The organism is Rhizobacter sp. P2_H3 (assembly GCF_056403355.1).
The window spans coordinates 1-10,779 of record NZ_JBFUFQ010000196.1; the positions used below are offsets into that span (position 1 = coordinate 1).

Consider the following 10,779-nt stretch of genomic DNA (forward strand, 5'->3'; position numbering starts at 1 on the left):
GCGCGATCGAGGCCTCGTCGATCGGTGTCGTCGAGCAGCGGCTGGCCGGCACGCATGTCGAGGTCGCGCTGTTCACCAACTTCACGCGCGACCACCTCGACTACCACGGCACGATGGACGCCTACTGGGCCGCCAAACGCCAGCTGTTCTCGTGGCCGGGGTTGCGCGCCGCGGTGCTGAACGTCGACGACGAGCAGGGCGCGTCGCTGGTCGGCGAGCTGGCCGGCGGCGGGCTCGACCTGTGGACCTACAGCACGCGCGACGTGGCCCGGCTGCGCGCGCAGGACATCCACTACGCCGACGGCGGCCTCGCCTTCACGCTGCGCGAGGGCGACGAGGCCGTCGACGTGCACAGCCGGCTGATCGGCGACTACAACGTGTCGAACCTGCTGGCGGTGATCGGCGGGTTGCGGGCGCTGGGCCTCGCGCTGGCCGACATCGTCGCGGTCGTGCCCGAGCTGAGCGCGGTGCCGGGGCGCATGGAGCGCGTCGACGCCGAACCGACCCAGCCGGTGGTGGTGGTCGACTATGCGCACACGCCGGATGCGCTGGAGAAGGCGCTGTACGCACTGCGCCCGTTCGCACGCGAACGCGGCGGCCTGCTGTGGGTGGTGTTCGGCTGCGGCGGCAACCGCGATGCGACCAAGCGCCCGCTGATGGGCGGCATCGCCGAGCGGCTGGCCGACCGCATCGTCGTCACCAGCGACAACCCGCGCAACGAGGCGCCGGCGCAGATCCTGCGCGAGATCGTCGAGGGCATGGCCAGTTCGCTGAACGCGACGGTGCTCGAAGACCGGCGCGCCGCGATCGCGCACGCGCTGCACCACGCCGGCGGGCGCGACGTGGTGCTGATTGCCGGCAAGGGCCACGAGGCCGAGCAGGAGATTGCCGGCGTCAAGCACCCGTTCTCCGACGTGCTGGAGGCGCAGGCGATGCTGGCGGTGCTCGACCCGGAGCCGGCGCCGTCCGCGCCTGCACCACTCTCGTCGCTCGACGAAGGGAGCGCGCCATGATGATGACGCTCGCGCAAGCCCACGCGCTGCTGCCCGGCTCGACGCTGGTCGGCGACGGCGCGCTGCCGATCGCGCGCGTGCATTCCGACACCCGCACGCTGCAGCCGGGCGACCTGTTCGTCGCGCTGCGCGGCGAGCGCTTCGATGCGCACGACTTCCTCGCGCAGGCCCAGGCCGCCGGCGCGGTCGCGGCGATCGCCGAACGCGGCCTGGCCGCCGACGGCACCGGCCTGCCCGGCCTGCAGGTGGCCGACAGCAAGGCCGCGCTCGGCCAGCTGGCCGCCGCGTGGCGGGCGCACTGCGCGTTGCCGCTGATCGCGGTGACCGGCAGCAACGGCAAGACCACCGTCACGCAGATGCTGGCGTCGGTGCTGCGCGCCTGGCTCGGCGAGGCGGCGTTCTCGACGCAGGGCAACTTCAACAACGACATCGGCGTGCCGCTGACGCTGCTGCGCCTRCGCCAGGACGACACCTGCTGGCACCGCGCCGGCGTGGTCGAGCTCGGCATGAACCACCCGGGCGAGATCGCCACGCTGGCCGCGATGACCGCGCCGACGGTCGCGCTCGTCAACAACGCGCAGCGCGAGCACCAGGAGTTCATGGCCACCGTCGAGGCGGTGGCGCGCGAGAACGGCACGGTGATCGAGGCGCTGCCGCCGACCGGCGTCGCGGTGTTCCCGGCCGACGACGACTACGCGCCGGTCTGGCATGCGCTGGCCGCGTCGCGCCCGACGCTGACCTTCGCGCTGCAGGGCGCGGCCGACGTGACCTGCGATGCCGAGTGGGTCGGCGACCACTGGTCGCTGATGCTGCACACCCCGGCCGGCTTCCAGGCGGCCGACCTGCGCATCGCCGGCCGCCACAACGTGAAGAACGCGCTGGCCGTCACCGCCTGCGCGCTGGCCGCGGGCTGCCCGCTGGAGGCGATCGTGCAGGGGCTGGCGGCGTTCGAGCCGGTCAAGGGCCGTTCGCAGCTGAAGACTGCCCAGGTGCACGGCCAGCCGGTCACGCTGGTCGACGACACCTACAACGCGAACCCCGATTCGGCGCGTGCCGCGATCGAGGTGCTGGCGCAGCTGCCCGGCCCGCGCTGGCTGCTGCTGGGCGACATGGGCGAGGTCGGTGACCAGGGCCCGGCCTTCCACACCGAGATCGGCGCGTTCGCGCAGGCGCGCGGCATCGAATCGCTGTGGACGGCCGGGGCGCTGAGCCGCCACGCGGCCGACGCCTTCGCCGGTGCGCGCCACTTCGACGACGTGGCGGCGCTGGTCGCCGCGCTGCCTGCGGCCCCGGCGTGTGCCGCGGTGCTGGTGAAGGGCTCGCGCTTCATGAAGATGGAACAGGTGGTGGCCGCGCTGCAGCGCAGCGGCGCCGAAGTACCTGGCAATGGCAACACCAGAGGATCGAACGATGCTGCTTAGTCTTGCCCAGTGGTTGCAGGGTGCCTACCCCGACCAGCTCGGGTTCCTGCGGGTGTTCCAGTACCTGACGATGCGTGCGGTGCTGGCGGCGATGACCGCGCTGCTGATCGGCCTCGCGTTCGGCCCGATGGTGATCCGCCGCCTGAGCGCGCTGAAGATCGGCCAGCCGATCCGCGAGTACGGCGTGCAGGCCCACCTGAGCAAGAGCGGCACGCCGACGATGGGCGGCGTGCTGATCCTGCTGGGCATCGGCATCTCGACGCTGCTGTGGTTCGACTGGAGCAACCGCTTCGTCTGGATCGTGATGCTGGTGACGCTCGGCTTCGGCGCGATCGGCTGGGTCGACGACTGGCGCAAGGTGGTGCACAAGAACCCCGAGGGCATGCGCTCGCGCGAGAAGTACTTCTGGCAATCGCTGCTCGGGCTGGTGGCGGCGCTGTACCTCGCGTTCAGCGTGTCGGAAACCTCCAACCTGCGCGTGCTGGAGCTGTTCCTGCGCTGGGTGCAGAGCGGCTTCTCGAACGACCTGCCGCCCAAGGCCGACCTGATGGTGCCGTTCTTCAAGAGCATCAGCTACCCGCTGGGCGTGTTCGGCTTCATCATCCTGACCTACCTGGTGATCGTCGGCAGCAGCAACGCGGTGAACTTCACCGACGGGCTGGACGGCCTCGCGATCATGCCGGTCGTGATGGTCGGCTCGGCGCTGGGCGTGTTCGCCTACGTCACCGGCAGCTCGGTGTACTCGAAGTACCTGCTGTTCCCGTACATCCCGGGCTCGGGCGAGCTGCTGATCTTCTGCTCGGCGATGGCCGGCGCGGGGCTCGCGTTCCTGTGGTTCAACACGCACCCGGCGCAGGTCTTCATGGGCGATGTCGGCGCGCTGTCGCTGGGCGGCGCGCTCGGCACGATCGCGGTGATCACGCGCCAGGAGATCGTGCTCGCGATCATGGGCGGCATCTTCGTCGCCGAAGCGCTGTCGGTGATGCTGCAGGTGGCCTGGTTCAAGTACACGAAGAAGCGCTACGGCGAGGGCCGGCGCATCTTCAAGATGGCGCCGCTGCACCACCATTTCGAGAAGTCGGGCTGGAAGGAGACGCAGGTCGTCGTGCGCTTCTGGATCATCACGATGCTGCTGTGCCTGGTCGGGCTCGCGAGCCTGAAGCTGCGGTGAACACCCGATGAACCACCTGAAAGACCTCCACGTGCTGGTGCTGGGCCTCGGTGAATCGGGGCTCGCGATGGCGCGCTGGTGCGCCCGCTTCGGCGCGCAGGTGCAGGTGTGGGATTCGCGCGAGAACCCGCCGCATGCCGCGGCGCTGGCCGAGCACGTGCCGGGCGCGACGCTGCTCTCCGGCCCGCTGGACCCCGTGCAGCTGCAGGGCGTGAAGCTGGTGCTGAAGAGTCCGGGCCTCGGGCCGCGCGACCCGCGCGTCGAGCCGCTGCTGAAGCTCGCGTTCGAGACCGGCGTGCTGGTGCAGGGCGAGCTCGACCTGTTCGCGCGCGCACTCGCCGACCTGAAGGCCGCGCGCGGCTATGCGCCCGGCGTGATCGCGATCACCGGCACCAACGGCAAGACGACGACGACGGCGATGGCCTCGCAGCTGATTTCGCGCACCGGCCGCCGCGTCGCGACCGCCGGCAACATCGGCCCGACGATGCTGCAGACGCTGGCCGAGGCGCTGGATGCCGAGCCGGCGCCGCTGGTCGATGAGCTGCCGGACGAGGCGGCGCTGGACGACCTGCCGGAAGCGCCGACGGCGCCGGTGGCCGATGCGGTGATCGAGGACGCCGTCGAGGCGATCTCCGAGAGCCTGCCCGAGGCGCTGCCGGCCGAGGTCACGGGCGATGCCGTGGCGGCGGTGGACGCAGGCGCCGAGCCGCTGACCGAGCCGCTGACCGATCCGATCAGCGACGACGTGCTCGATGCCGCGGTCGAGGAGATCGCCGCGTTGCCGCCTGAAGCGCCCGAGGTACCCGAGGATGTCGAGATGCCGATGGGGGGCGGTCCGCCGCCGCACCTGATCCCGCCGCCGCCGCCGGGCCCGGTGTTCGAGTCGTTGCCCGAGGTCTGGGTGCTCGAGCTGTCCAGCTTCCAGCTCGACGGCGTGCAGGGCTTCGAGCCCGGCGCCGCGACGGTGCTGAACGTCACGCAGGACCACCTCGACTGGCACGGCGACATGAAGGCCTATGCCGGCGCGAAGGCGCGCATCTTCGGCAAGACCGCGGTGATGGTGATCAACAGCGACGATCCGGCGGTCGAGGCGATGGTGCCGGCGCCCCTTCCTGGGAAAGGCCGCTTCGCGAAGCCGATCGAGCGCCACGTCGTCCGCTTCGGCCTCGACGCGCCGAAACGCCCCGGCGACTTCGGCCTGATCCACGAGAACGGCATGGCCTGGCTGGTGCGCGCGATGGAGGCCGACGAGACCGCCAAGCCCAAGGGCCGCGGCAAGGGCGCGGTCGAGGAGGAGGAGCTGCACATCCAGCGCCTGATGCCCGCCGACGCGCTGCGCGTGCGCGGCCGCCACAACGCGGCCAACGCGCTGGCGGCGCTCGCCCTGGCGACGGCCATCGGCTGCCCGCTCGCGCCGATGCTGCACGGCCTGCGCGAGTACGCCGGCGAGCCGCACCGTGTCGAGTTCGTCGCGCTGGTCGAGGGCGTCGAGGCCTACGACGACAGCAAGGGCACGAACGTCGGCGCGACGGTCGCGGCGATCAACGGGCTCGGTGCCGACAAGGCGCCCGGCCAGCTGGTGATGATCCTCGGTGGCGACGGCAAGGGCCAGGACTTCGGCCCGCTGCTCGCGCCGGTGCGCCAGCACGTGCGCGCGGTCGCGACCATCGGCCGCGATGCCGAGGCGATCGAGCAGGCGCTGCGGGGCGCCGGCATCACGGTCGAGCGCCACGAGACGCTGCAGGCCGCGACGCGCTGGGCCTTCACGCGCGCCCAGGCCGGCGACGCAGTGCTGCTGAGCCCGGCCTGCGCGAGCCTGGACATGTTCCGCAACTACGCGCACCGCGCGCAGGTGTTCTGCGACGAGGTGCGGGCGATCGCCGCGGAAGGGGGCAGCGAGGCATGAGCAGCTTGACGGCCCGCTCCGGATTCGACGCGCTGAAGGAGCGCGTGCGCGCGCTGTTCAAGCGCGACGGGTCGGTGCCGATCCGCGACTGGACCGGTGCGTCGGCGAACAAGCCGGTGCAGCTGCAGGGCTTCGACCAGCCGCTGGTGTGGGTGGTGGTGGCGCTGCTCGCGCTCGGCATGGTGATGGTGTATTCGGCCTCGGTGGCGCTGCCCGACAACCCGAAGTTCACGCGCTATGCGCCGACGCATTTCCTGGTGCGCCACATCCTGTCGATCGTCGTCGCGCTGGTCGCCGCGGTGGTCGTCGTGCAGCTGCCGGTGAGCCTGTGGGAGAAGTTCGCGCCGTGGCTGTTCGCCGCCTCGCTGCTGCTGCTGGTGCTGGTGCTGATCCCGCACGTCGGCAAGGGCGTCAACGGCGCGCGGCGCTGGATCCCGCTGGTCTTCACGAACTTCCAGCCGTCGGAGCTGGCCAAGCTGGCCATCGCGCTCTATGCCGCCAACTACATGGTGCGCAAGATGGAGGTGAAGGAGAACTTCTTCCGCGCGGTGATGCCGATGGCGATCTCGGTCGCGGTGGTGGGCCTGCTGCTGCTGGCCGAGCCGGACATGGGCGCCTTCATGGTGATCGCGGCGATCGCGATGGGCATCCTGTTCCTTGGCGGCGTCAACGGCCGGATGTTCTTCCTGATCACCGCGGTGCTGGTCGGCGCGTTCGTGCTGATGATCACCTTCAGCGAATGGCGGCGCGAGCGGATCTTCGCGTACCTGAACCCGTGGGACGAGAAGTACACGCTGGGCAAGGCCTACCAGCTGTCGCACTCGCTGATCGCGTTCGGGCGCGGCGAGGTGCTGGGGCAGGGCCTCGGCTCGAGCGTCGAGAAGCTGCACTACCTGCCGGAGGCGCACACCGACTTTTTGCTCGCGGTGATCGGCGAGGAGCTCGGCTTCATCGGCGTGGCCTGCGTGATCGCGGCCTTCTTCTGGCTGTCGCGCCGGGTGTTCCACATCGGCCGCCAGGCGGTCGCGCTCGACCGGGTGTTCGCCGGGCTGTTCGCGCAGGGCATCGGCATCTGGATGGGCGGGCAGGCCTTCATCAACATGGGCGTGAACCTGGGCGTGCTGCCGACCAAGGGGCTGACGCTGCCGCTGATGAGCTATGGCGGCTCGGCGATCCTGATGAACCTGGTCGCACTGGCGATCGTGGTGCGGGTCGACATCGAGAACCGGCAGATGATGCGCGGGGGACGGGCATGAGCACGGTCTCCAGGCACCTCGTCGTGATGGCAGCTGGCACCGGCGGCCACATCATCCCGGGCCTCGCGGTCGCGCGCGAGATGCAGAGCCGCGGCTGGTCCGTCAGCTGGCTCGGCACCACGCACGGCATGGAGAACCGGCTCGTGCCGCCGAGCGGCATCCCGATGGATGCGATCAGCTTCAGCGGGCTGCGCGGCAAGGGCCTGCTGCACACGCTGACCGGCGGCCTGCGGCTGCTCGGCGCGTTCTGGAGCTGCCTGCAGATCATCCGCCGCCGCCGCGCGAATGCGGTGCTCGGCATGGGCGGCTACGTCTGCTTCCCTGGCGGGCTGATGGCCTCGCTGCTGAACAAGCCGCTGATGCTGGTGAACGCCGATGCCTCGCTGCTGATGAGCAACAAGAGCCTGCTGCCGGTGGCCGATCGCATCGCGTTCGGCTTCGACGGCGAGGCGGCGCACCAGACGAAGCTCGGCGTCGTGACCGGCAACCCGGTGCGCGCCGAGATCGAGGCGCTCGCGCCACCGGCCGAGCGCTTCGCCGGCCGCAGCGGCCCGCTGCAGGTGCTGGTGGTCGGTGGCAGCCTCGGCGCGAAGGTGCTGAACGAGACGGTGCCGCAGGCGCTCGCGCTGCTGCCGGCCGAGCAGCGGCCGCGCGTCACGCACCAGACCGGCGCCGCCCAGCTCGACACGGTGCTGGCCGCCTACGCGACGGCCGGCATCGATGCCGAGGTGCTGCCCTTCATCGATGACATGGCCGCGCGGCTGGCGGCCTGCGACGTGATCGTCTGCCGCGCCGGCGCGGTGACGGTCAGCGAACTGTGCGCCGCCGGCGTCGCGAGCGTGCTGGTGCCGTTGGTCGTCAGCACCACCAGCCACCAGCGCGACAACGCCGAGTGGCTCGCGCAGCACGGCGCCGGCCTGCACCTGCCGCAAACCGAACTGAACCCGCAGCGGCTGGCCGACCTGTTGAAGGGCCTGACGCGCGATGCACTGAACACGATGGCGACGAAGGCGCGAGCCCTCGCCCGACCCCACGCCGCTGCGCGCGTGGCGAATGAACTCGAAAGGCTGGTGGCATGAAGCACGCCGTCAAGCAAATCCACTTCGTCGAAGGTCCACGAGAGCCGACGAAGAACCTCCTCGAAGGGGAGGCCGACGCATGAAGCATGCGGTCAAGCACATCCACTTCGTCGGCGTGGGCGGCGCCGGCATGAGCGGCATCGCCGAGATCCTGCACAACCTCGGCTACACCGTCTCCGGCTCCGACCAGAGCGACAGCGCCACCTCGCAGCGCCTCGCGTCGCTGGGCATCCGCGTGTTCGTCGGCCACGATGCCTCGCACATCGCCGGCGCCGAGGCGGTCGTCACCTCCACTGCCGTGAAGGGCGACAACCCCGAGGTGATCGCCGCGCGCAGCCGGCGCGTGCCGGTGGTGCCGCGCGCGGTGATGCTGGCCGAGCTGATGCGCCTGAAGCAGGGCATCGCGATCGCCGGCACGCACGGCAAGACGACCACCACCTCGCTGGTCACCAGCGTGCTGGCCGAGGCCGGCGTCGACCCGACCTTCGTGATCGGCGGCAAGCTGAACGCGGCCGGCGCGAACTCGCGGCTCGGCTCGGGCGACTACATCGTCGTCGAGGCCGACGAGTCGGACGCCTCGTTCCTGAACCTGCTGCCGGTGTTGTCGGTCGTCACCAACATCGATGCCGACCACATGGACACCTACGGGCACGACTTCGCGAAGCTGAAGTCGGCCTTTGTCGAATTCCTGCACCGCATGCCGTTCTACGGCGCGGCCATCCTGTGCGGCGACGACCCCGGCGTGCGCTCGATCATCCCGATGGTGTCGCGCCCGGTCGTCACCTACGGGCTCGGACCCGACGTGCAGGTGCGCGCGGTCGACGTGCAGGCGCTGCCGGGCGGGCAGATGCGCTTCACGGTGCAGCGCCGCAACGGCGTCGTGCTGCCGGACATCGCGATCACGCTGAACCTGCCGGGCGAGCACAACGTGCTGAACGCGCTCGCGGCCGTCGCGGTCGCGACCGAGCTGGAGCTGCCGGACGCGCCGCTCGTCAAGGCGCTGGCCGAGTTCCGCGGTGTCGGCCGGCGCTTCCAGCGCTATGGCGACCCGGCGGCGCGCAGCGCCAACGGTGGCGGCCACTTCACGCTGATCGACGACTACGGCCACCACCCGGTCGAGATGGCCGCGGTGATCGCGGCGGCGCGCGGCGCCTTCCCGGGCCGCCGGCTGGTGATCGCGTTCCAGCCGCACCGCTACACCCGCACGCGCGACTGCTTCGAGGATTTCGTCAAGGTGATGGGCAGCGCCGATGCGGTGCTGCTGGCCGAGGTGTATGCCGCCGGCGAGGCGCCGATCGTCGCGGCAGACGGCCGCTCGCTGGCGCGCGCGCTGCGCGTGGCGGGCAAGGTCGATCCGATCTTCGTCGACGACATCGCGCAGATGCCCGAGACGATCGCCGCGCAGGCCCGCGACGGCGATGTCGTGATCGCGATGGGCGCCGGCTCGATCGGCGCCGTGCCGGGCCAGGTGCTCGAACTGTTGAAGGAGGGCGTGTGATGTCCAGCCCGTTGAACCCGAAAGTCCCCATCGATCCGAAGACGCTCGGCAAGGTCGCCGTGCTGCTGGGCGGCAGCTCCGCCGAGCGCGACATCTCGCTGCTGTCGGGCGGCGGCGTGTTGACCGCGTTGCAATCGCAGGGCGTCGATGCGCACGCCTTCGACCCGGCCGAGCGCGAACTCGCCGAGCTGAAGCACGAAGGCTTCGCGCGCTGCTTCATCGCGCTGCACGGCCGCCACGGCGAAGACGGCACGGTGCAGGGCGCGCTCGAACTGCTGGGCGTGCCGTACACCGGCTCCGGCGTGATGGCCTCGGCGATCGCGATGGACAAGGTGATGACCAAGCGCATCTGGCTCGCCGACGGCCTGCCGACGCCGCGCTACGTGTGGCTCGCGCCCGATCGCCAGGACCGTGCGCAGGTGCAGGCGGTGCCCGACGAGCTCGGGCTGCCGCTGATCGTGAAGCCGCCGCGCGAGGGCTCGTCGATCGGCGTCAGCAAGGTGCAGGGCTACTCCGACATGGCCGATGCGGTCGCGCTGTCGGCGAAGTACGACCCCGACGTGCTGTGCGAGGAGTTCATCGACGGTGCCGAAGTGACGTGCCCGGTGCTCGGCCAGGGGGCTGGTGCGCAGGCGCTGCCGGTGATCCGCATCGCCGCGCCCGAGGGCGCCTACGACTACCAGAACAAGTACTTCACCGACGTCGTCAAGTACCACGTGCCGAGCGGGCTCGATGCCGCGCTGGAGGCCGAGATCCAGCGCATCGTCGTGCAGGCCTATCGCACGCTGGGCTGCCGCGGCTGGGGCCGTGCCGACCTGATGATCCGCAAGCGCGACAACCAGCCGTTCCTGCTCGAGATGAACACCTCGCCGGGCATGACCTCGCACTCGCTGGTGCCGATGTCGGCCAAGGCCGCGGGCATCAGCTACGAGCAGCTGTGCCTGCACCTCGCGTCGCTCGCGACGCTGGACAGCCAGCGAGCCTGAACGCCACCGACACCACGATGCGCCACACCGCCGCACTCCACCGCACACCGGCCGCCGAGCTGCCGGTGGACGTGCGCCTGCTCAACGCCAGCGCGTCGGCGTTGTTCGTGCTGGCCGCGGCGATCTTCATGGCGCTGCTGATGCTGTGGCTGTCGCGCCAGCCGGTGTTCGCGATCCGCGCGATCCGCGTCGAGGGCGACCTCGCACGCAACAGCGTGTCGACGATCCGCGCCAATGCGTTGCCGCAGCTCGCCGGCAACTTCTTCACGTTCGACCTCGGGCGCGGCCAGCGCGCCTTCGAATCGGTGCCGTGGGTGCGCCACGCGATCGTGCGCCGCGTGTGGCCGAACCGGATCGCGGTGTCGCTGCAGGAGCACCGCGCCGCGGCGCTGTGGTCGCAGGACGACGGCGACAAGCTGGTCAACACCGAGGGCGAGGTGTTCGAGGCC

9 protein-coding genes are annotated in these 10,779 nt (G+C 70.8%); all 9 read left to right on the plus strand.

What is annotated here, in order from left to right; translation table 11 throughout:
* A partial coding sequence (locus AC1D1T_RS25155; protein WP_477992697.1) for a Mur ligase family protein occupies positions 1–1,013 on the plus strand: 1,013 nt, incomplete at its 5' end.
* On the plus strand, positions 1,013–2,434 hold the full coding sequence (locus AC1D1T_RS25160) for a UDP-N-acetylmuramoyl-tripeptide--D-alanyl-D-alanine ligase (protein ID WP_477992700.1): 1,422 nt from the start codon (positions 1,013–1,015) through the stop codon (positions 2,432–2,434). The genes AC1D1T_RS25155 and AC1D1T_RS25160, both read left to right, overlap by 1 nt.
* Positions 2,424–3,605, plus strand: a complete 1,182-nt coding sequence (gene mraY / locus AC1D1T_RS25165) for a phospho-N-acetylmuramoyl-pentapeptide-transferase (RefSeq protein WP_477842261.1) — start codon at positions 2,424–2,426, stop codon at positions 3,603–3,605. The genes AC1D1T_RS25160 and mraY overlap by 11 nt, the downstream gene beginning before the upstream one ends.
* 7 nt (positions 3,606–3,612) lie before the next feature.
* On the plus strand, positions 3,613–5,511 hold the full coding sequence (murD, locus tag AC1D1T_RS25170; protein WP_477992698.1) for a UDP-N-acetylmuramoyl-L-alanine--D-glutamate ligase: 1,899 nt from the start codon (positions 3,613–3,615) through the stop codon (positions 5,509–5,511).
* A complete protein-coding gene (gene ftsW / locus AC1D1T_RS25175) occupies positions 5,508–6,767 on the plus strand; it encodes a putative lipid II flippase FtsW (protein ID WP_047505741.1) in 1,260 nt (419 codons plus the stop codon). The genes murD and ftsW overlap by 4 nt, the downstream gene beginning before the upstream one ends.
* Positions 6,764–7,846, plus strand: a complete 1,083-nt coding sequence (murG, locus tag AC1D1T_RS25180; protein WP_047505743.1) for an undecaprenyldiphospho-muramoylpentapeptide beta-N-acetylglucosaminyltransferase — start codon at positions 6,764–6,766, stop codon at positions 7,844–7,846. Before ftsW ends, murG begins: the two co-directional genes overlap by 4 nt.
* 79 nt (positions 7,847–7,925) lie before the next feature.
* Positions 7,926–9,344 carry a UDP-N-acetylmuramate--L-alanine ligase gene (gene murC, locus AC1D1T_RS25185; protein ID WP_465114049.1) on the plus strand — a complete coding sequence of 473 codons (1,419 nt, stop codon included), beginning with the start codon at positions 7,926–7,928 and terminating at the stop codon, positions 9,342–9,344.
* A complete protein-coding gene (locus AC1D1T_RS25190) occupies positions 9,344–10,330 on the plus strand; it encodes a D-alanine--D-alanine ligase (protein ID WP_477827078.1) in 987 nt (328 codons plus the stop codon). Before murC ends, AC1D1T_RS25190 begins: the two co-directional genes overlap by 1 nt.
* Before the next feature lie 17 nt (positions 10,331–10,347).
* The coding region (locus tag AC1D1T_RS25195) for a cell division protein FtsQ/DivIB (RefSeq protein ID WP_477992699.1) at positions 10,348–10,779 on the plus strand (432 nt) is incomplete at its 3' end.